This is a genomic window from Humisphaera borealis (assembly GCF_015169395.1).
Taxonomy (GTDB): Bacteria; Planctomycetota; Phycisphaerae; order Tepidisphaerales; family Tepidisphaeraceae; genus Humisphaera; species Humisphaera borealis.
In genome coordinates this window covers 4,539,122-4,560,748 of sequence record NZ_CP063458.1, presented here as the reverse complement: position 1 = coordinate 4,560,748, position 21,627 = coordinate 4,539,122, and the positions used below count along the sequence as shown (strand labels likewise).

General features: G+C 61.4%; 20 protein-coding genes. 16 read left to right on the top strand and 4 right to left on the bottom strand.

Annotation, left to right across the window (positions count from 1 at the left end):
• Positions 1 to 9: 9 nt before the first annotated feature.
• Positions 10 to 822, bottom strand: a complete 813-nt coding sequence (locus IPV69_RS17045) for a 2OG-Fe(II) oxygenase (protein WP_206290917.1) — start codon at positions 820 to 822, stop codon at positions 10 to 12.
• A gap of 421 nt (positions 823 to 1,243) precedes the next feature.
• Here IPV69_RS17045 and IPV69_RS17040 point away from each other — a divergent pair, with 421 nt between their 5' ends.
• From IPV69_RS17040 to IPV69_RS16985, 12 genes are all read left to right on the top strand, one after another.
• Positions 1,244 to 2,482 carry an acyltransferase family protein gene (locus IPV69_RS17040; protein WP_206290915.1) on the top strand — a complete coding sequence of 413 codons (1,239 nt, stop codon included), beginning with the start codon at positions 1,244 to 1,246 and terminating at the stop codon, positions 2,480 to 2,482.
• Positions 2,483 to 2,539: 57 nt separating this feature from the next.
• A complete protein-coding gene (locus IPV69_RS17035) occupies positions 2,540 to 3,649 on the top strand; it encodes a glycosyltransferase family 4 protein (protein WP_206290914.1) in 1,110 nt (369 codons plus the stop codon).
• 54 nt (positions 3,650 to 3,703) lie between these two features.
• Complete coding sequence (locus tag IPV69_RS17030) at positions 3,704 to 4,339, top strand: acyltransferase (RefSeq protein ID WP_206290912.1); 636 nt, start codon at positions 3,704 to 3,706, stop codon at positions 4,337 to 4,339.
• A 109-nt stretch (positions 4,340 to 4,448) separates the two neighbouring features.
• Positions 4,449 to 6,092: a hypothetical protein gene (locus tag IPV69_RS17025; RefSeq protein ID WP_206290911.1), complete on the top strand. Its 1,644-nt coding sequence runs from the start codon at positions 4,449 to 4,451 to the stop codon at positions 6,090 to 6,092.
• Positions 6,093 to 6,178: 86 nt separating this feature from the next.
• The gene (locus tag IPV69_RS17020; protein ID WP_206290909.1) at positions 6,179 to 7,141 is read left to right on the top strand and encodes a glycosyltransferase family 2 protein; all 963 of its coding nucleotides are present in this window, start codon (positions 6,179 to 6,181) and stop codon (positions 7,139 to 7,141) included.
• Between the two features lie 49 nt (positions 7,142 to 7,190).
• Complete coding sequence (locus IPV69_RS17015) at positions 7,191 to 7,784, top strand: serine O-acetyltransferase (protein ID WP_206290908.1); 594 nt, start codon at positions 7,191 to 7,193, stop codon at positions 7,782 to 7,784.
• A 53-nt stretch (positions 7,785 to 7,837) separates the two neighbouring features.
• The gene (locus tag IPV69_RS17010; RefSeq protein WP_206290906.1) at positions 7,838 to 8,419 is read left to right on the top strand and encodes a serine acetyltransferase; all 582 of its coding nucleotides are present in this window, start codon (positions 7,838 to 7,840) and stop codon (positions 8,417 to 8,419) included.
• Positions 8,420 to 8,516: 97 nt separating this feature from the next.
• Entirely contained in the window at positions 8,517 to 9,608 is a 1,092-nt protein-coding gene (locus tag IPV69_RS17005; protein WP_206290905.1) for a glycosyltransferase, read from the top strand.
• Between the two features lie 55 nt (positions 9,609 to 9,663).
• Positions 9,664 to 10,167 (top strand): serine O-acetyltransferase, encoded by a 504-nt coding sequence (locus IPV69_RS17000; RefSeq protein WP_206290903.1) that lies wholly within the window; start codon positions 9,664 to 9,666, stop codon positions 10,165 to 10,167.
• A gap of 195 nt (positions 10,168 to 10,362) precedes the next feature.
• Positions 10,363 to 11,427 (top strand): Gfo/Idh/MocA family protein, encoded by a 1,065-nt coding sequence (locus IPV69_RS16995; RefSeq protein WP_206290901.1) that lies wholly within the window; start codon positions 10,363 to 10,365, stop codon positions 11,425 to 11,427.
• Between the two features lie 181 nt (positions 11,428 to 11,608).
• Positions 11,609 to 12,631, top strand: coding sequence for an NAD-dependent epimerase/dehydratase family protein (locus IPV69_RS16990; RefSeq protein ID WP_206290899.1), 1,023 nt, complete (start codon positions 11,609 to 11,611; stop codon positions 12,629 to 12,631).
• Between the two features lie 21 nt (positions 12,632 to 12,652).
• A complete protein-coding gene (locus IPV69_RS16985; protein WP_206290897.1) occupies positions 12,653 to 13,903 on the top strand; it encodes a glycosyltransferase family 4 protein in 1,251 nt (416 codons plus the stop codon).
• 32 nt (positions 13,904 to 13,935) lie between these two features.
• On the opposite strand, the gene IPV69_RS16980 is transcribed toward IPV69_RS16985, so the two are convergent.
• Together IPV69_RS16980 and IPV69_RS16975 are read right to left on the bottom strand one after the other, a co-directional pair.
• Entirely contained in the window at positions 13,936 to 14,274 is a 339-nt protein-coding gene (locus IPV69_RS16980) for a hypothetical protein (RefSeq protein WP_206290891.1), read from the bottom strand.
• A 22-nt stretch (positions 14,275 to 14,296) separates the two neighbouring features.
• Entirely contained in the window at positions 14,297 to 14,932 is a 636-nt protein-coding gene (locus tag IPV69_RS16975; RefSeq protein ID WP_206290889.1) for a hypothetical protein, read from the bottom strand.
• A gap of 363 nt (positions 14,933 to 15,295) precedes the next feature.
• On the opposite strand from IPV69_RS16975, the gene IPV69_RS16970 reads away from it, so the two are divergent.
• The 3 genes from IPV69_RS16970 to IPV69_RS16960 all read left to right on the top strand — a co-directional run bounded on the left by IPV69_RS16970 (position 15,296) and on the right by IPV69_RS16960 (position 18,235).
• Positions 15,296 to 16,267: a glycosyltransferase gene (locus tag IPV69_RS16970; RefSeq protein WP_390884417.1), complete on the top strand. Its 972-nt coding sequence runs from the start codon at positions 15,296 to 15,298 to the stop codon at positions 16,265 to 16,267.
• Between the two features lie 90 nt (positions 16,268 to 16,357).
• Positions 16,358 to 17,137 (top strand): ABC transporter permease, encoded by a 780-nt coding sequence (locus tag IPV69_RS16965; RefSeq protein WP_206290886.1) that lies wholly within the window; start codon positions 16,358 to 16,360, stop codon positions 17,135 to 17,137.
• A 6-nt stretch (positions 17,138 to 17,143) separates the two neighbouring features.
• The gene (locus tag IPV69_RS16960) at positions 17,144 to 18,235 is read left to right on the top strand and encodes an ABC transporter substrate-binding protein (protein WP_206290885.1); all 1,092 of its coding nucleotides are present in this window, start codon (positions 17,144 to 17,146) and stop codon (positions 18,233 to 18,235) included.
• Positions 18,236 to 18,319: 84 nt separating this feature from the next.
• Here IPV69_RS16960 and mgtE read toward each other — a convergent pair whose 3' ends face one another.
• Positions 18,320 to 19,756 (bottom strand): magnesium transporter, encoded by a 1,437-nt coding sequence (gene mgtE, locus IPV69_RS16955; protein ID WP_206290883.1) that lies wholly within the window; start codon positions 19,754 to 19,756, stop codon positions 18,320 to 18,322.
• A 230-nt stretch (positions 19,757 to 19,986) separates the two neighbouring features.
• Between mgtE and IPV69_RS16950 the strand changes: the two genes are divergently transcribed.
• Positions 19,987 to 21,603, top strand: a complete 1,617-nt coding sequence (locus IPV69_RS16950; protein ID WP_206290877.1) for a tetratricopeptide repeat protein — start codon at positions 19,987 to 19,989, stop codon at positions 21,601 to 21,603.
• The last annotated feature ends 24 nt before the right edge of the window (positions 21,604 to 21,627 follow it).

Below are 21,627 nucleotides of genomic sequence, written 5' to 3'. Positions count from 1 at the left end.
AAGGGCCGACTACTTGCCGCCGCTGACGACCGACTTCAACTTGCTCGCCCCGCGCTGGAGGAACTTGCGGATTCCCTTGGTCGCCTGGCCGACGGGCATCATCACGCTCTTGAGCTTCTCGTCGGGACGCGCCTTGAAGATCGTGTCGTGGAACTCCTTGAACTCCGCAGGTGCCTTCTCCGTGTAGTAGTACGCGGCGAAGCTCTTGCGGGCCTGGCCGTCCGGGCACTTGACGGCATTGACGCCGTGGAAGCTCACTTCGTTCGTGTTGAACATCACGCAGCGGTTGAAGATCGGCAGGAACGTCTTGTGACAGACCTGCACGTCTTTGTCCCATAACTCGAACTCTCCACCCCAGTCATCCTTCCAGCCCTTATTGAGGTAGACGAGGATGTTCAGCCGGCGGTGCCAGCCGCGGTCTTTCAGCTGATTGAAGTCCAGGTGTACGTCGAGGTGGCCGCGGGCACCGGTCGAATGCAGACCGCCGCCGACGAGTTTCTCGTCGGGCAACAGGGCTGGCATGCCGGTGACGTATTCCATCAGTTCGAGAAACTCTTTGCCGTTAAGCAGATCGTTGAGCTGCTTGAGCGCCGGCGGCATCTTACGGCTGTCGGAGACCTGGAACTTGCCCTTCTCGTTGATGTTCGTGAAGGTGACACCCAGCTTCTGCACCTCGTCGTACGTCGGGAAAGCTGCCTCGCACGCATCCGCGAAGTCGGCCTTGAGGAAGTTGTCGATCTTGAACCAGGGGACCGGCTTGGCATTCTGGAACTCGTTGCGAAGCGCGTTTTTGTCGATCGGGTTAATCAAATCCAGGCTCATGGGTCATCCAATCTCGGTTGCGGCGGCTACCGTTCCTCACGAAAGAACGGTAACGCCTGCAGAGGGAATCTCGCTGCACAGTCATCGGACGAACATCGGCGTGTGATTCGTTCGACCGACAGTTCTCGCGCGATGAGGGAGGTTCATCGGACAATCTAAGTCACGTATGAGCAAAGTGTCTAGATTTGTCCCTCAAATCTGGCGGGATAACGATCAATGCTCAATGCGTTAGCTGGAACACACACGGATTCCAGGCCTATGTAGCCTCCACTTAAGGGCGTCCGGTATCCGCTGCCATTTCCCCGCGATCGGTGTACATTCATGCCCGACCAGCCTCAAGGCGATAAGTCTGATAGGCCAAACCGCCTTCGTAATGTCGTCCGTTTCAACTACAACCCCTGCACCGATCACGGGTGCCGGCATGCCCGCTTCAATCGGACACGCCGGCACGCAATCCGCTTCCGCTGCGCATAAGCCCAAACGCAGCCTTCACATACCAGCGTTGGACGGCATTCGCGGGCTGGCCATCCTTCTCGTCCTGATCTTTCACTTTTCCCAAGTCGCTTACGATCCGGCGGCGAAGGGACTTCAAAGCCTGGTCCAGCGTGTCATGGGTGCCGGTTGGGTCGGGGTCGATTTGTTTTTCGTGCTTTCGGGCTTCCTCATCACCTCCATTCTTTGTGAAGCCGTCGGCACGAAGGGCTACTTTAAAAACTTCTACGCCCGCCGAACGCTCCGCATCTTCCCGCTTTACTTCGGAACCCTTCTGGTCGCATTCGTGATCCTGCCACTGGTGTTTGGTCGCGACCCGGCGTACGAGCACGTTTATAAGGACCAATGGGCCCTCTGGCTCTACGTTCAGAACTTCATCCAGATCGACTGGTTGGCATTCTCGCACTTCTGGTCGCTTGCTGTTGAAGAGCACTTTTACCTGGTGTGGCCGGCCGTTCTGTTCTTCTGCGGGCGGCGTGGCGCGATGGTGGCTTGCGTGCTGATGATCGCCGGCGCACTGGCCATTCGCATCGGCCGCGTCACAATGCTCCCGAGCACTTACATCAACGCCCAGATGACCTACCTCTGGACGATCTGCAGGATGGACTCGCTCGCGATCGGATCGCTGCTGGCGCTGGCCGTCAACGGGATCGCCGCTGATCTGTCCCGCTTCAGGCGATTCGCCCCCTGGGTGCTGCTTGCTTCGATCGCGGGTTGCGGAGCGATGGTGGCAAAGTACGGGTCGTTCTCCTACCAGCCACACAAGTTGATCCAGGCCGTCGGCTACACGACCGTCGCTGTTGGTGCTGCGGCACTGCTGGTGCTCACGATCACTGCAAAGCCGGGGAACATTCTGACCCGGGTCTTTACTGCCACCAGCCTCCGGTTTTTAGGGAAGTACAGTTACGGCATTTACGTGATCCACAGCTTTCTGCACCACTGGATGATGCACGAGTATCCGCTGAAACGAATCCAGCAGATGGTCGGGTCATACTGGCTGGCGTACGTTGTTTACGTGGTGACGGCAATGCTGCTTTCGATCGGTCTGGCCCTGCTGAGCTGGCACCTTTATGAGAAGCACTTCCTGAAGCTCAAGAAGTACTTCGAGTACCGCGCCCCGACGATGGAAGGCTTTAAGCCCAACGAATCGATCGTCGCAAAAACCTGACGATCTGGTGCCGCCTTCGACAAGCAAGCAGACATAGAATTGCGCAGGAGCAACGATATGAGAATCACGATCTTCGTCGGACGAGCCGACCTGTGCGGCGGGCAGCGCGTTATTCACATCTACGCGCAGAAGCTCACCGAGCGTGGACACCAGGTACTGGTGATCGCTCGTCCGCCGCGGAAGGCGACCCTGCGTGAGACCCTCCGGTGGAAGCTTCTGAAGAAGCCAGTCCCGGCAAGTGCCCAGCCGAGCGAAAGCTACTTCGACAAGGACAAGTACCCGCGCGACTACGAGTTCAAGTTTCTTCCCGAGCATCGCCCCGCCACCGCGGCGGATGTGCCCGATGCCGATGTCGTCATCGCCACCTGGTGGGAGACGGCCGAATGGGTGGACCTGTTCCCCGCCCGCAAAGGGGCCAAGGTCTACTTTCTTCAGCACTTCGAGACCTTCGCCGGCCCGGAACATCAGGTCGAGGCGACCTGGCGGTTGCCCATGCACAAGGTTTGTGTCGCCCAATGGCTGGTGGACCTGGCGCGCGAGAAGTTCAACGACCCAACCGCAGAACTGGTGAGCAACGCGGTGGACCTCGAACAGTTCACCGCCCCGCCGCGCGGCAAGCAGCCGATACCGACGGTGGGCGTGATGTACTCCTGGGTCGATTTCAAGGGCTGCGACATCAGCTTCAAGGCATACGAAATCGCAAAACAGAAGGTGCCCGACCTGAAAATGGTGAGCATCGGTGCCGTCGATCCGCATCCGAGCCTCCCCCTGCCCGATGGCATCGAGTTCCGGTTCCGTCCGCCGCAGAGCGAAATCAAGAATTACTACGGCAAGTGCGACGCCTGGCTGTTCGGAAGTCGCAGCGAAGGGTTCGGGTTGCCGATCCTGGAGTCGATGTCGTGCCGCACACCGGTGATCGCGACGCCCGCTGGCGCCGCACCTGAACTGGTCGGCGAAGGCGGCGGCATCCTCGTCCCGATGGAAGACCCGCAGGCGATGGCCGATGCCATCCTGAAGGTCGTCGCGATGCGCCAAGACGAGTGGAAGTCCATGAGCGACAAAGCATTCGACACGGCCCAACGACACAACTGGGACGTCGCGACCGATGAGTTCGAGGCCGCACTGAAACGTGCGACTAAAAGAACGGACATGAAGGTCGCCGGATGACTGGCGTGCCGGGAAAGCCCAACGCCAGAGACTTCTGATTGAGAACGTTCACTTATGGGTATCAAACGCCTCATCGCCAACCGCGTTCGCAAGATCGCCCTTCGCACCGGGCGTCTGCGCGGGCTGTACATCAAGCTTTGTCGGCCGATGGGCCTGGAGTACGCAGAGTTCGTCAAGCGGCACGGCGGCCTAAATGCGGTCGGGGATCATTGCAGCATTCTGCCGGGCGTGGTGTTCGGCGATCCGTACCTCACCCGGCTGGGCAATAACGTTCACTTCAGCACCTGCGCCCTGATCGGGCATGATGGCTCGGTTGCGATGCTGAATCATGCGTATGGTCTAAAGCTTGATTCGGTCGGCAAGATAGACATCCGTGACAACGTCTTCATCGGGTACAACGCGCTGATCATGCCGAACGTAACGATCGGCCCGAACGCGATCGTCGCCGCCGGCGCTGTGGTTACGAAAGATGTCGCCGAGGGGGACATCGTCGCCGGTGTGCCGGCCAAGCCGATCGGCAAAGTGGAAGCGTTTGTCGAGAAACTGAAACAAAAAACCGCCGAACTGCCCTGGATCGACCTGATCAACGCCCGGCAAGGCGGATACGATCCGAAACTGGAGCCGGAGCTTCAGCGTCGTAGGGTAGCCCATTACTTCGGAAACGGGCCGTCGGAAGTGACTCGTCAATAGTTGGTCGAATGGATTCGGACAGTGGCGCTCATTCCCGGGGCCGAGCGCCATGCTTATGACCCTGGGCTTCTGACCTCTGACAGCCAATGCCTATCGACAAAGTCGATTTATGATCGCACTCGCCAAAATTGCCCTCTACGCCTGGGTGCCCTTTGTGCTCCTGGTCTTCGCGGTGATGAAGCCGCGACGGGCGGTCATCTTCGCGTATGTCGGCGGGTGGCTTTTTCTGCCCATGCTGTCGATCAACTTCAGCGGCATCCCCGACCTCACAAAAATTACTGCGTCGTCATTCGGTGTGCTGCTGGGCGCGGGACTGTTCGACTACAAGACCCTGCTGAAGTTCCGCCCGAGCCTCTACGACCTGCCCATCGTCGCCTGGTGCGTCTCCCCGTTCTTCACGAGTATTGTCAACGACCTGGGCGTGTACGACGGTGTATCGAGCATCGTCCAGCAGCTCGGGCTTTGGGGAATTCCTTACTTCATTGGTCGAGTGTACTTCGCCGACATGGAAGGGTTCACCGAACTGGGGATCGGGATCATCATCGGCGCGTTGGTGTACCTGCCGTTCTGTTATCTCGAGATGGTCATCAGCCCGCTCCTGCACAAATACATCTACGGCTTCGTGCAGCACTCGATTGCCCAGGCCAAGCGCTGGGGTGCCTTCAGGCCGATGGTCTTCATGCAGAGCAGCCTTGCGCTGGCGATGTACATGACTACAGCCGTGCTGATCGCTTTCTGGCTCTGGGTGACCAAGGCGCAGAAAAAGATCATGGGCATGCCCATTCTCTGGGTGGTCGGCATACTGGTAGTGACGCAGATTCTCTGCAAAACGATGGCAGCGACTGCCTTCATGTTCATGGGAATCGCGGCCCTCTATTGGATCAAATGGATGGGCAAGTCCGGGGGATTGATAGCCGGGCTGCCCATTCTTGCACTGGCGATCGCGCCAGCGGTCTACATGTATGCCCGGGCGAGCGAACTGGTCAATAAGGACACCATCCTTACCGCCATGGGAACGTTCACCAGCGACGACCGCCTGGTCTCGCTGGAAGTTCGATTGAAAGCAGAAGACCTGGTCACCGCGCAAGCACTGAGCGCACCGAATCCGTGGTGGGGCTGGGGCAAGTGGGACCCGAACGACACCAGGCGTACGCCGTGGCGCGTTTACATGGAGTATGAAAAGAAGGGCCTCGACGGCATGCCGACGCGAATCGTCCGCGACATCGCGCCCACCGACGGCCTCTGGATCATCACGATGGGCCAGTATGGTCTGATCGGCGTCACAGCGCTGACGCTGACCATCATCCTGCCGGCATTCGTCCTGTGGAAACGCGTGCCATTGAAGTTCTGGGCTCATCCGGCGGTCGCGACCGCCGCCGCCATGGCGATCCTGTTGCTGCTGCACATGATCGACAATCTCCTGAACGGCATGATTAACTCGCTGTACCTGCTGGCCCTGGGCGGGCTCTGCGGAATCGTCCCGATCGTCCGAAAGACAAGCCGGCTCTACGGCCCCGCCGCGGCGATTGCGACACTCAACCAGCATCTGCCAGGGTCGGCAGGTCTGCCGTCGCCGTATGGTGCGTTTCCAGTCCAGCCGCCACCGGGGCAGGGTCCGGCTTATGGACTTCCGACAGGATTTCCGCCGGTCGTGCCGGCCGCATACTCGCCCGCGCAGCCGGGCGGAGGCGCTTTTCCGTCGCTTGCCGGACTGCAGGCCGGGCCAATCCCCCAACCTCGGCGGAGGCGCTGATTGCCCGGACCCTCGGAGCCCTGTTAACCCCGTTGTGAATACTCGACCAGGCTCCGCAATCCACAGCTTCCGATCTTTCGTTTTCCATGCGCCTTCTTGTTGTCATTCTCAATTACCGATCGGCGTCGCTCTGCATCGACTGCCTCAAGTCCATTGCGCCTGAGATTGTCGCCAACCCCGGTACCAGCGTCGTCGTCACCGATGCCCCCAGCGGCGACGATTCGGTGGCGAGGATCGGCGCGGCGATCACCGACAACCAGTGGGGTCACTGGTGTGCACTCGTTCCACTGCCCAAGAACGGCGGCTTTGCTTACGGCAACAACGAGGCAATCCGCCCTGCGCTCGCCGGGGATGACAAGCCGCAATATGTTCTTCTGCTGAATCCCGATACCGTCGTGCGACCCGGGGCGATCGGCTCGCTGCTGTCGTTCATGGACGCCAATCCCAAGGCTGGAATCGCCGGCTCGCGACTGGAACATCCGGACGGCCAGCCGCAGCGGTCGGCCTTTCGATTTCATTCGGTCCTCGGCGAGCTCGAAGCCGGCCTGAGACTGGGTCCGGTGTCGAAAGTGCTCAAGGGGCGCATCGTCGCCCCGCCGGTGCCGCAAGGCGATCAGCCGGTACCGACAGACTGGGTCGCCGGCGCGAGCATGATCATCCGCCGGGAAGTATTCGACGCCATCGGCCTGCTCGACGACGGGTACTTTATGTACTTCGAGGAGGTCGACTTCTGCCTCCGCGCGGCGCGCGCCGGCTGGCGTTGCTGGTACGTGCCGGCGTCGCGCGTCGTCCACCTCGTCGGACAGTCGTCAGGTGTGACGGACATCAAGCAAGCCAATAAGCGCCGCCCCAAATACTGGTTCCAAAGCCGGCGGCGGTTCTTCGTCCGGAATCATGGTGTGATAAAGACCGCGGTAGCCGATCTGCTGTGGATGGCCGGGTTTGCGAGTTTTCGATTGCGAAGAAAGATCCAGCGAAAGCCCGATACCGATCCGGAGAAACTGCTCGGCGACTTCGCCCGTAACAGCGTGCTGACAGGGGCGCGGTGATGCCGGATGAATCCGTTTCCCCGCTGTGATATTCGACTTCGCTGCCACCATGACTGCCGACCTTGCCATCCCCGCCGCCACGCCAATGCCCGGCTCCCGGAACATGAACCCTTCGGGTCTCGGCATTCTCGCGCTGCTGCGCGAAGACCTGCGCACGCACGACGGCAAACTGTTCGAACAAGGCTTCTGGGCGATTGGAGTGCATCGGTTCGGCAACTGGCGGATGGGACTTCCGAAACTCCTTCGACCTCCCTTTACAATTCTCTACCGTTTCATGTTCAAGTGGGTCGAATGGACCTGCGGCATTACGCTGCCGTACACAGTCAAGGTGGGCCGGCGGGTGCGGATCTGGCATCACGGCGCGATGATTCTGCACGCCGATTCGATCGGCGACGACGTCCACATCCGCCAGTACACGACATTCGGTGTCGCCCGGCGCGACGCGCTGCACCAGTTGCCGATCATCGAAGACCGCGTAGATCTCGGCTGCGGCGTCGCGGTCCTCGGCCCGGTGCGAGTCGGGCACGACTCCACGGTCGGCGCAAACGCTGTCGTGACGAAGGATATTCCGCCGCACAGCGTCGCCGTCGGCGTGCCGGCAAAGGTGATTAAGAGGAAAGAGGAACTTGAAGCTGGGAGCTAGACCCTGGTCGAAGCACGACCGACTGCTGACTACTGCGTATTGACGACTGCCCCATGAACTACAACGGCGACACAGTCAAAGAATGGGCCGGTGACAGCCAATGGCGATGCTGGCGCGCCGACCTGGCCCGCTTTCGCAAGCACGGCTACAGCGGCTGGTTTTCCGAAACATTCTGGATGCTAACGATCTACCGCCTGCAGCGGTGGACCCGCAAGTCAAAGCTCGGCCCCCTGCTGCTTCCGCTCAAGATCCTGCTGGCGCTTAAACGCAAGGTGCTGACCTTCTTCACGCACATCAACCTCCACCCTTCGGCCGAGATCGGCCCTGGCTTGCTGCTCCCGCACGTCGGGCTGATCCAGATCGCGCCGAAGTCGAAGATCGGTGCCGACTGCGCCATTCACCACCTGGTGACGATCGGCGCCGGCGCCAAACCCGGCATGCCGATCGTCGGCGACCACGTGCAGGTCGCGTGCCACGTCTGTATCCTCGGCCCCGTCAAGGTTGGCGACCGGGCAAAGATCGGTGCCGGCGCGGTGGTGGTCAGTGACATCCCCGCCGATGCAACCGCTGTCGGCGTACCCGCCAAGCCGCTGCAGAAGAAGATCGCGACCACTCCGGAGCACGTGGAAACGTAGGGTCCGCCTTGGCGGACGCGGGCGAATCGTGCGAGGTCGATGAAGAAGAGGATGAAGACGGCGCGTCCGCCAAGGCGGACCCTACGAACAAGAGAGAATGCCCCAGATCGGAATCATCGCCATCGGCCGCAACGAAGGTGAACGCCTTCGCAAGTGCCTCACATCCATCGTCGGCCGCGGCTGGCCGGTGATCTACGTCGACTCGGCGAGCACAGATGGCTCTCCCGCCATCGCCCGTGAGATGGGCGCGGAAGTGGTCGATCTCGACATGTCGATCCCGTTCTCTGCCGCCCGGGCCCGTAATGAGGGCATGGCGAAACTGCTGGCCGTGGCACCGGACGTGACGTGCGTGCAGATGGTCGACGGCGACTGCGAAGTGGTCGCCGGTTGGATCGAACGAGCCAAGGCCGAGCTCGATGCCAACCCGAAGATCGCCGTCGTCTGCGGCCGCCGACGGGAACGGTTCCCCGAGGCGTCGATCTACAACCGCATCGCCGACGTCGAGTGGAACTCGCCGATTGGTGAAGCCCGAAGCTGTGGCGGCGACGCGATGTTTCGCGTCAGCGCGTTTCAGGAGGCCGGCGGGTACGACAACAGCGTTGTCGCCGGCGAAGAGCCGGAGTTGTGCCAGCGGCTGCGCGAGAAGGGGTGGAAGGTCTTCCGCATCGACGCCGAGATGACGATCCACGATTCGGCAATGACGCGATTTGCCCAGTGGTGGAAACGGTCCGTCCGCAGCGGCTACGGCGCGATGGACGTCGCGACGCGGTTTCGAAAAGGCAAAGACGGTCTGTTTGTGAAGCAGGTGAAGTCGGCGAACGCGTGGTCCGCGAACTTTATGATGGCATTTCTCGTCCTGACGGTGGGCTTGCCGCTGTCAGAGATACTGAGCGGGTGGACCGCAGAGACGCCGAAGAAGATGCTTCTGCGATCGGTTTTCGGAGCCGTCGGCGTCTTAGTCGTGTACGGGCTGCTCGCGGGCGTGCAAAGCATCCGTATCGCCAGAGGCGTCCGCCGTCGTGCCCCTGACATGAAGACGGCATTCGCGTATGGCGTCCTGACGATGATCGGCAAGTGGGCCAACTGGAAGGGACACATGCAATACCTTCGCGACCGCAAATCCGGAAAGTTGACCCGCATGATCGATTACAAATCGGCCGGAACGGTGGCACAGGCACCTCGCCCGTGATTTGCGTTTTGCCGATAACCTGAACGCGGGCCAGACGTCCGTGCCACGACCAACCATGCCCGACCCCGACTACCAAGCCGACCTCGCCAGGTACCCACGCCGACCGTTCTTCAAGGAACAGTCGATCTGGGCGATCTGCGTCTACCGTTTCGGCAGGCGGGTCGACCGCCGCTCACCGGGCATTTTCCGCAAGCTCGCCGAGAAGCGCTACTGGCTCTACTACCGCATCGTCGAGACGCTGACCGGCATCAGCATTCCCAAGAGCGTCGAGATCGGGCCAGGCCTGAAGATTCACCACTTCGGCAACATCTTCATTCACAAGGATGTGAAGATCGGTGCCAACTGCGTCCTGCGGCAAGGCGTGACCATTGGCAACCGCGTTCCCGACGGGCCGACGCCGGTGCTGGAGGATGATGTCGAACTCGGCGCGTATGCCCAGGTGCTCGGCGGCATACGCGTCGGTAAGGGCGCTCGCATTGGCGCCATGAGTGTGGTGCTTCAGGATGTCCCGCCCGGCGCAACAGCCGTCGGCATTCCCGCGCGAATCATCTCCAAGTAGGGTCCGCCTTGGCGGACGCGCGGCATCGCGTCTCTCGTTTGCATTCGACAAGGCGAACGCCTGCCGCGCTTCACCTTTACGGGACGATGTCCTAAAGTCCTGACCCCGTTGCACCGTTAACACACATACGGTTTGTTGCGCAACGCCACGACTACCCCGGCACTGATGTCATCCCTGTCGACAACCCCCGCTCCCGTGACTTCCGGAAAGAAATTGCGCGCCGCCGTCATCGGCACCGGCAAGATTTCCGAAGAGCACCTGAAGTACCTCAAGTCCGATCCGCAGGTGGATCTGATCGGCGTCTGCGACTTGTCGCCGTCGCTCGCGAAGTACGCCGCGACGCGATTCGGGGCGGCCGAAGCGTTTACCGACTCCGGCGTCATGCTCCGCACCGCCAAGCCGGACGTCGTACACGTTCTGACGCCGCCGCACACGCATGTCGGCATCGTGACGGATGCCTTGTCGCACGGTGCCCACGTTGTCTGCGAGAAGCCGATCGCCCCGCAGCGGCAGCAGTTCCTCGATCTCTGGACCATGGCCCAGGCCAAGGGCCTGCGTCTGGTTGAAGATCACAACTACCGGTTCAACGAGCCGATCCTCGCGATCGAAAAACTCATGAACGACGGCAAGCTCGGCGCACCGCGCGAGGTGGAAGTGCGGATGGCCCTGCAGATTCGCGGTGCCGGCCGGTACGCCGACACCAGCATGCCACACCCCAGCCATAACCTGCCGGCCGGTGTGTTACACGAGTTCATCTCGCACCTGTGCTATCTCGCCCTGCGGTTCATCCCGGGTGACGTCGACCGCATCGCCGCCGGCTGGAGCAAGCACGGCACCGAACCGCTGTTCAAGTTCGACGACCTGGACGCGCTGGTGATGGCCGGCGTCGTTCATGGCCGCATCCGGTTCACCACGCATGCCGCCCCCGACACGTTCATGGTCACCGTTCGCGGCGAGAAAGGCTGGGCGGAGACGGACCTGTTCCAGCCCTACCTCCGGGTGACGATCCCGCGGAAGGGCGGCGCGCAGCTTTCGCCACTGATTAACCATTACCTGAACGGAAAGATGTTCAAGCGGGCGGCGGTGCGAGGCTTCCGGAATAAGATCATGCAGCACACGCCGTACGAAGGCTTGAAGACCTTCCTCGGCCGAACGTATGAGGCGTTCCGCACCGGCGGCGAACCGCCGGTGACTTACAACGACATGGATCGCGCCAGCCGATTGATTGACGCATTGTTGGACGAGAAGAATCGGGTGTGACGACGCGTGCCACGGACCACGTAGGGTGGGGTTGACCCCACCGCATCGCGATCGAACACCTGTTGTGTTCACCTTGCGAGAGACGTTCGTGATGGGTCCTGTTTGCATGGTTTCGACGAGATTGACACACACAGTAGACGAAAGGGTCTTGGTGGGCTGAAGCCCACCCTACGAATACGCGATGAAGCTCCTCATCACCGGTGCCAACGGATTCCTGGGCAAGTACGTCGTGGCCGAAGCGCTGCGACGCGGGCATTCGGTGCGCGCGATGGTCCGTTCGCCCAAAGACGCCGACAAGAACGGCTGGACCGGCCACCCGCAGATCGAAGCCGTGCAGGGTGACCTGCGGAAGCGCAGGGAATTGCCCGATGTCATTCGCGGCTGCGACGCCGTGCTTCACCTTGCGGCCGCCAAGGCCGGCGACATGTACGCCCAGTACGGCGGCACCGTCGTCGCGACGGAAAACCTGCTCTGGGCCATGGAGCAGGCCAACGTCACCCGCATCGTGTCGATCAGCTCGTTCAGCGTCTACGACTACATGGCGATCTCATACTTCTCCACGGTCGACGAGATGTCGCCGGTGGAGAAGGACGCCTTTGATCGCGACGAATACGCGCACACCAAGCTCGTTCAGGAACGGCTCGTCCGCATGTGGTGTACGGAGCGGAACTGGACGTTCACCATCCTTCGCCCCGGCGTCATCTTCGGCCGCGACAACCTCTGGTCGGCCCGGATGGGTATGAAAGGTGGCAAGGCGTGGATTCGCATCGGCGCCTGGGCCCACCTGCCGCTGACATACGTCGAAAACTGTGCCGAGGCGATCGTCGCCGCCGCCGAGGCCGAAGGGGCGAAGAACCAGATCCTCAACGTCGTCGACGACGAAACGCCGACGCAACGGAAATACGTCAAGCTGCTCGCCAAGCGGCAGAAGCGCCGGCCATGGATCGTGCCGGTGCCCTACAGCCTGATGTGGGCGATCGCCGGCGGCGGACAACTGTTCAACAAGTGGTTCTGCGGCGGCGGCGCGAAAATCCCCGGCTTGTTCGTCCCCTGCCGCCTTGCCGCCCGTGCCAAGCCGCTGAAGTACACGAACCAGGGCATCAAGAACACGATGGGCTGGAAACCGCGGTTCAATTTGAAGGAATCGCTGGATCGGAGTTTGTCGGAAGTGGATGCGGGACTGGCGGAGGTTAAGTCTCGGTGAAGGCGCGGATGCGAATATCGAATGACCAACACCCAGGCCAATCTCCGCATCGCCTACATGACCGGCGAGTATCCGCGCGCGACGGACACCTTCATCCAGCGTGAAGTCGCCGCATTGCGTACGCGCGGCATCCACGTGCAGACGCTCTCCATTCGCAAGCCGCACAACAAGGAAAACGTCGGCCCCGAGACGCAGGCCGAGCGGGACCGCACGTTCTACGTGTTTCCGCCAAAGCCGGTGCAGATTCTGGGTTCGCACCTGAAGTTGTTCGCCTCATCGCCGGTGCGATACCTGAAGGCGATGAAGACGGCGATGTGCGTTCGTGCCCCGGGCTTGAAGTCGCTCGTGTGGCAGATGGCGTACTTCATGGAGGCAGGCGTTATCGCGCGGAAGATGCAGCTCGAGAACCTCTCGCACCTGCACAACCACTTCAGTAATTCGAGCTGCTCGGTCGCAATGATCGCCGCCGAGATGGCGAACTTCACGTTCAGCTTCACGATGCACGGCCCGATGGAGTTCTTCGAGCCCAAATACTGGCGGATCGACGAGAAAATCCGCCGGGCGACCTTTGTCGCCTGCATCAGCCACTTCTGCCGCAGCCAGGCGATGATCTTCGGCCCGCAGGACAAGTGGCCGAAGATGCACATCATCCACTGTGGCGTCGACCCGGCACTGTTCACACCGGTCACGCACACGGGTGTCGGCAAGCGGCTGCTGTTCGTCGGTCGGCTGGCCGGCGTGAAGGGGATGCCTGTTCTGCTCGATGCGCTTGCGAAACTGAAGGCCGACCATCCTGACGTCTTACTCACCGTCGCCGGCGACGGCCCGGACCGCCAGCGCCTGACAGAGCAATGCCGCCGACTGGGAATCGAAGCCAACGTCAAGTTCCTGGGGTATCAATCGCAGCAGCAGGTGCGCGAACTGCTCTACCAAACCGATGTGTTCGTGATGGCCAGTTTCGCCGAAGGCGTTCCCGTTGTGCTGATGGAAGCGCTCGCGGCGGGCGTGCCCGTTGTTGCAACGCAGATCGCCGGCATTCCGGAGCTGGTCGAGCCGGGCATCAACGGCTATCTCGTTCCGCCCGGCGACGCAGATGCCTTGGCCGAACGCGTGAACGCACTGCTGAAAGACGCCTCGCTGCGCCAGCAGCTCGGCACCGCCGGCCGGACGAAAGTCGAAGCCGAGTTCAACATCTACAGTGAGGCAGCCCGACTGACAGAAGTGATGACGGCGGCGTTGGCGGGCAAGGTGCTGGCAGTGCGATTGCCCTGATTCCGCAGGACCAGGTCATCCCCCGCTCTGTGTTAGCAGGCCGCTGAAGCAAGTGCATACACGAGGAGCGATCCCCCGCTCAGCATGGAGACGATGACCGCGCCAACGCAGCTTGCGAGCACGGCAGTTCTTTGCAAAGCCAACGAGAACGCTGCGGTCTGCATGCCGCCGATCCCTCCCCAAACCGCACCCCACATCACGCTGTAGTCGAGGTCAGAAGGCGAGAGCGACCATCCGCCCAACCCGATGTTGCAGCCGACCACGGCCGCACCGATCGACAAGACTGGCGTGGCCACGAGGGACACAAGCAGCGGCACAATAAGACGCTGCCGACCCTCGCGCGGAGAGGAATAGTCGAGCGTTGGAACCATCCTCCGCCCTCCAATTGAAATCCTATCGCTTGCCCGCCGGCGTCGCCTGCTGCTTGGTTAGTGCTTCCTTGTTTCGTGCTTCGGCGGCCTCGTTGGCCCTGATGGCCAGATCGCACATCGCCGAGATCAGCTTCACTAACCCGGTTCGATCTCGCGACGGGAACGTCACCCGCAGCGCCTTTCGATTCAGCCCGATCATGAACTTGAAGTGCACAGGCGCGTCGATCGTTGTCGAGGCGTCCAGTTCGTCGATCAGGATGGGCTCGCCCGACTCACCGGCAACGGTGAATGCATTCGGAGCCGCCGTTCGGGAGATCAGCTTGGCCTTGATCGACGCCTCAAGCACGTTCGGGAGGTAAACGCGGATGGGCTCGGCAAGCTTGTCTTCCAACGCAAACATCTGCAGCTTGTACGTGCCGTCCTGCACGAAGAAACGGACGGCCTCGGTGCCAACGGTCTGGCAGGCGTGGGGCGCATGCTGAGACAGCGTCAGCAGCAAGCCCTTCCACGTGTCCGTAAAGGCGTGCGGCATCGATGCCACGGCATCGAGGTGCTTTTGCAGATTAGCGCGATCTTTCGGGCTGACCTTCTCGAACGCCTCATTAAAATTCTTCGGGGCGGTCGTACGCATTTCCTTGGCGTCTTTTGGCGGTGGCATACTTATTGGACCCGTTAAAGGAACGGTCAGGCGGGACGATTGAAAAACCGCTCCGGCCCTGCATTGTAGCAGAAATCCGGACGCGGGAGGAGGTATGAGCATGACAGAGCCGTGGGGTCGCGCGGTCGCTTGCGGATCGATCCCCTCGCCTGAATCGATGAGCGATGATTATCAGCAACCGACCACGCCACCCAACTTCCCGCCATCCCGATACTTATTGCCGTTACGCGTCGATTCCCGCGACTCCAACACTTTCTTTCGCCCTCCCGTAGAATGTCCGATGTAGAGGACAGCGCCTGCGGAGGATCTAGAATGCTGTCCTTGTTTGATGCCGCCGAGCGGCTGACTTTGCGTCGTACCGGTATGACTCCTACCCAAACTGCCAACACCTCCGCCGCCCCGTCGCGGAAGTATCTTCTCGTCACGCCCTGCCGCGACGAGGCCAAGTACGCCCGGCGGACGCTGGACAGCGTCGTCAACCAGACGGTTCTGCCGACGCTCTGGATCATCGTCGACGACGGCTCCAAGGACGAGACGCCACAGATTCTGAAGGAATACGCCGACAAGTATCCCTGGATCAAGGTGGTCACCCGCGGTGATCGCGGCGACCGCAAGCTGGGCGGCGGCGTGATTGACGCGTTCTACGCTGGCTACGACACCATCAATCCCGACGACTTCGATTACGTCACCAAGCTCGATCTCGACCTCGACCTTCCTCGCGGTTACTTCGAAGAGCTGATGGCGCGGATGGAAGCCAACCCGCGCATTGCCGCCGCCAGCGGCAAGCCCTATTTCACCCGCGACGGAAAGCAGATCTCCGAAAAGTGCGGCGACGAGACGTGCGTCGGCATGGTCAAGTTCTACCGTACGAGCGCGTTCAAGCAGATCGGCGGGTTCGTCCGCGAACTGATGTGGGACGGCATCGACTGCCATCGCTGCCGCACGCTCGGCTGGATCGCCGTCAGCTGGGACGATCCGAAGATCAACTTCGAGCACCTGCGGCCGATGGGCACAAGCCACAAGAACTGGTGGGTCGGCCGGCAGCGGCACGGCTTCGGGCAGTATTTCATGGGGACGGGGCTGAGTTACATGCTCGCCAGCTGCACCTTCCGCATGTTCCATCCGCCGATCTTCATGGGCTCGATGGCCATGCTCTGGGGATATCTCAAGAGCATGTTCAAGCGGAATCCCCGCTACGGCGACGCCGAGTTCCGCCGGTTCCTGCGGCGCTACCAGTGGAACTGCCTGCTGTTCGGCAAGACCAAGGCGACGCGCGATCTCAACGCGGCCCAGGCTCACATCTGGAACCCCGGCCGCAGCATACCGGCCAGGTAGCCGCTGCATTGTGTCAGCGGTTAGTATCCGCCAGCGGGCGCGGTCAGTCTTCAGTCAGGAAGCTGACGCCAGCACGCCGGGCGATACCGCATGAACGCCAGCCGCCGAACTTCCATCGCCCTCGCGACCCACACCCTACTGATCTACACCTTTCTCTACGCACCGATCCTGGTGCTGATCGTCCTGTCATTTAACTCGGGCAGGCAAGCGACGATCTGGGAGGGCTTCTCCTTCAAGTGGTATGCCGCGCTGGCGGGTAACGAGCGGCTCATTCGGGCGACGACCAACAGCCTGATCGTTGGGGGCGTCGCAACGCTGTGTTCCACCCTGATCGGCACGCTCGCCGCGATTGGGCTCTCACGCTACAGCTTTCGCGGCAAGGGCATAACGGGCGCGATGATCTATCTCCCGATCGTCATCCCGGAAATCGTGTTGGCGGTGTCGCTATTGGCGTTCTACAACGCGCTGGGCGTGCGCTCGATGAACCTGACTACGGTCGCGCTTGCTCACATCGTGTTTACCGTCAGTTACGTGGCGGTCGTGGTGAAGGCCCGGCTCGCCGGCCTGGACCGTTCTGTCGAAGAAGCCGCGATCGACCTTGGTGCCGGCCCGGTCGGGGCGTTTGTCAGGGTGACGCTGCCGCAATTGCTTCCGGGGATCCTGGCGGCGGCATTACTCGTGTTTACACTTTCACTCGATGACTATGTCGTCAGTTCTCTGGTCAGCGGCGTCGGTTCGCAGACGCTGCCGGTCGAGATATACTCCATGCTCCGCGCGTCGGTGAACCCGCAGGCCAATGCCGTCTGTACCCTGTTACTGGTGGTCACCGCGTTTATGATCGTTCCTGCACAGAAACTCCTCTCTCGGTGACGCCCTATGCCCAATCGCCGTTCCCGCCTGTCGTTGATTGTCCCGCTCCTGGTCGCGTTGGTGCCGCTGATCGGTTCGATCGGCTGCAAGAAGGATCCCGCGCCTACTCCTGCGGCCCAGGCGGACGACAAGAAGGTCAACCTGCTGATCTTCAGCGAGTACATCCCCGACGACGTCCTGGCGGATTTCAAGAAAGAGACGGGGATTGAAGTCGCCGTCGCCGTCATGGAAAGCAACGAGCAATTGCTCGCCAAGCTTGCCGGCGGGTCTAATGAGTTCGACGTCGTCTCACCGTCGGACTACATGGTACGGCGGCTGGCGGCCCAGAAACTCATCCAGAAGTTCGACCGGGCCAAGCTGTCGAACTTTTCGAACCTCGACCCCACGCTGCTCGGCAAAGGGTTCGACACCGCCAACGAGTTCTCCGTGCCGCTGTTCTGGGGGACGACGGGCATTGGCTACAATAAGAAGAAGGTCACCGACCCCGTCAACAGCTGGGCCATCCTGTTTGACCCGAAGTACAAGGGCAAGGTCGCGATGCTGAACGACCCGCGCGAGATGGTGACGTCCGTCCTGCGACGCGACGGCAAGGAACCCAACAGCAAGGACCCGGCCATCCTTAACGCCGCCATCGAAGTGTTGAAGTTGCAGAAGAAGGCTGTCGCTCCGATCTACGATGTCGACGGCATCTACGAGAAGCTGGCCGCCGGGGACGTCGCGCTGGCGCAGGGATTCAACGGGCAGTTCTACAAGGAAGTGGTCAAGAAGCCGGAGGAACTGGGGTTCATCGTGCCGAAGGAAGGTGCAACGCTATGGATCGATAACCTGAGCATTCCGACGGCATCCACGCGCGTCGCCAACGCGCACAAGCTCGTCGACTTCCTGATGCGACCCGACGTCGCCGCCCGCGCCGCGGACTTTGCCGCATATGCCACGCCCAACAGGGTGGGTCGGAGCAAAGTGAAGAAAGAGCTGCTGGACAATCCCATCATCTACCCGCCCGCAGACGTGCTGAAGAAATGCGCTTCGATGGAAGATCTGGGTACCGAAGCGAACAAGATCATGGACCGGGTGACGACTGAAGTAAACGCGGATTGAAGCAGCACGAGTCGTTCGGAGGCATCGCTCTACCGCGAGGAGACTGGCACGCTTCGTGGCGCTACCGGCGTCGTAGCACTGGCATCACTTGATCCAGTCCATCGCGAGCCTGGCGAGCCAGAGGGTGGCGAAAAAACCGCCGCAGTCGGTGAGTGTTGTCGCGAAGATGCTCGCCGACTGCGCCGGATCGAACCCCAGTCGCTTCATGATGAAAGGAATGCTCACGCCGCTCACGCATGCGTTGACGTGATTGAACACCAGGGCCAGCCCGACAATCACCGCAACGCCGAACTTTCCGTAAAACAGCACAACAGCTAGAAACGTGATGAACCCGATCACCAGGCCGGCGAGCAGGCCGACCAGCATTTCCTTGCGCAGGACTTTACGAATCCGGCGGTTGTCCACCTCCCCCAGCGCAATTCCCCGCACCGAGACCGCCATCGCCTGGGCGCTGGCGTTGCCGCCCATGCCCGAAACGACGGTTTGAAGCCCGGCGAGGATGGGAACCAGCGCGATCGTCTGTTCGAAGAGCCCCACCACGGCCGCCGCCATGAACGCGGTTCCGAGGTTCACGATGAGCCAGGGGGTTCGTTTGCGGAAGCTGAAGAACCAGGGACTGTTGAGCCGCTCGTCGGCACCGGCACCGAATAGCTTCTGAACGTCCTCCATCGATTCTTCTTCGAGCACCCGGACGACGTCGTCCACAGTGATGAGCCCGACGAGCCGGTGCTTCTCGTCCACCACCGGCATCGCCAGATAATTGAACTTACGGAACAGGCTTGCGACCTCCTCGCGGTCCATGGTCGTGGGCACGCTTTTGACGTGCGTGTTCATGACGCGGACCAGTCGCCGGTCCGGCCGCGCGAGGATCAGGTCGCGCATCGACAGTACACCGACGAGATGGCTCCGGGCGTCCACCACATAGACATAAAACATCTGCTCGAGCTGCTCACTCAGTCGACGCAGTTCGTCGATCGCCTCCTGGACGGTGAGGTCTTCGGCCAGGGCCGTGACCTCCGTCGTCATGATGCCGCCGGCCGAATCGGGTGGGTACTGTTCCAGCGCCCGGACCAGGGCCGCGTCGCGAGCGGCCATCTCCCGAAGAATCTCGTCGTGCGTCTCGGGCGGTACGTGCGCAAGGATGTCGACGGCGTCGTCGGGATCCATCGCCGCCATGACCATGGAGGCCTCGGCGAACTCCATGCCCGTCAGGACCGAAGCGGCCAGGGCCGGGTCCATTTCGGCCATGATGCGACTGGCGGTATCGGGGTCGAGGTACTCGGCGACGTTGGCGGCCTGCGCGGTGCTCAGGTTCTGCAGGATGGTCGCGGCCTGCTGCGCGGGAATTTCTTCGATCTTGGCAGCTACGTCGCGCGGGGATTCTGCGTCGGACACAGAAGGCGGCTGCAGCGTTTCACGGTCGTGCGGATCGAAAAGATCGTCACCTTCGATGTCAGCTTGGCTAGAGACATCGGACAGATCGGTGGTTTCGTCGGACGATTCGGTGCCCTTCTCGCGCATCTGAGCATCATAGTCGACGCTTCGGGATCGTTCAGCCCGCGGCCGCCCTTGCGCAGTCTGAATTGCCATCGCCGGTTGTCACCGTCCGGCGATCGTCTGGAGACCCCTGATGCCGAGCAAGCCAGCACGGGATTACCCTCGATTGATGTAAAACAATTGACATATAACAACACCTGTAGATCATTAGCGTGTCGGTTCGGGGTGAGCCGTCCCCCGGGCAGGTAGCGATCATGAACCTTTGCTCAAGTCCATCCGGCTCGCTTTCCGTCTCGGTCTCGTCTGAAGCTGCCAGCGCACTTAATACATCGGGACTCGAATCTGCCGGAAACCGCCGTTTCGTTAAGGCCATCGAGGCGTTCCAGCGGGCGTCGAAACTCGACCCGGGTGCCAGAGAGCCCCGGCTGAATCTTGGCGTCGCGTTGGCACAGGCGGGAGAACCAGCGGAGGCATTGTTGCAGTTCGAGCAAGTCGTGGAGCGATGGCCTGATTACCTCGAGGGCCGGCTGAACCTCGCCAAGGCGTTGTCGGCGCACCATCGTCACCTGGACGCAATCAAGGCATTTCGCGATGCCCTTGCGATCGATCCCCGGTGCGTAGACGCACTGAATGGGCTAGGCCTTTCGCTGACGCATCTGGGCCGCGCCAGGGAGGCGACGATCGTGTTGCGGCAGGCGCTCAGGCTTGATTCCAGGTGCGCGGGTGGATGGAGCAATCTCGGTTTTGCACTGGCAACGCTGGCCAGGTACGCAGACGCCGAGGCAGCCTTCCTGGCGGCACTACGGCTGTCCCCCTCTCTGCCCGAAGCCCATGTGAATCGTGGGAACGCACTGAAGGAGCAGGGAAGGATCGCCGAGGCAATCGCATGCTACGACCTGGCAATCCTGCTGAATGCGGATGCCGGCAGCGCGCGATGGAACCGATCGCTCGCGTTGCTTCAGAACGGCGATTTCGATAGAGGCTGGGAAGAATACGAAGCCCGCTGGGATCGCGACGGCAACGCTCGTCGCCGCAGTTACGACGCACCGACCTGGGACGGCCGATCGCCTTGCGGGCGGACAATCCTGGTGTACAGCGAACAGGGCCTGGGTGACATGGTGATGTTCGTGCGATATGCGGCATTGCTGAAAAAGGCGGGAGCAACCGTGCTTTTGGAGACGCCCGCTCCGTTGGCGGCGGTGATGTCCAGTTGTCCCGCGATCGATCGCGTCTTTCCGGAGGGGTCGGCTTTGCCGCCGGTGGATGCCGTCGTCCCTGCGATGAGCCTGCCGCGCCTCCTGCACACCCGCTTGGACAGCATTCCGGCCGACGTGCCGTACCTGCACGCCGACACAACGCTTGTCGCACGACATCGACAGAGGCTCGCACAACTCAATGGTTTGACGGTCGGGGTCATCTGGCAGGGCAACCCGAGCCATCAATGGGATCGGCATCGGTCCGTACCACTGAGCAGCCTGGCACCGTTGGCACAGGTTCCAGATATTCGGCTGGTTTCGTTGCAACGCGGCCCGGGAACAGAGCAGCTGTCCAGCTGCCCGTTTGCGATCGAAGAGGTCATTCGAGATCAACCATCCGAGTCGGCGGCAGTTGCCGACCTTGCCGCGTGGATCGCTTCGGTTGATCTGGTGGTCACGGTCGACACGATGCCGGCCCATCTCGCCGGGGCGATGGCCGTGCCGGTCTGGGTCATGCTTTCGACCATGGTGGACTGGCGGTGGATGAATGATCGCCTGGACTCCCCTTGGTATCCGACGATGCGGCTGTTTCGGCAAAGGCAGCGCGATCAGTGGGAACCGGTCATCAGCGAGGTCGCGTCGGCACTTCAGCTTCAACTTGTTGGCCAGCATTAACAGCAGGTCAGACCACATGATCAG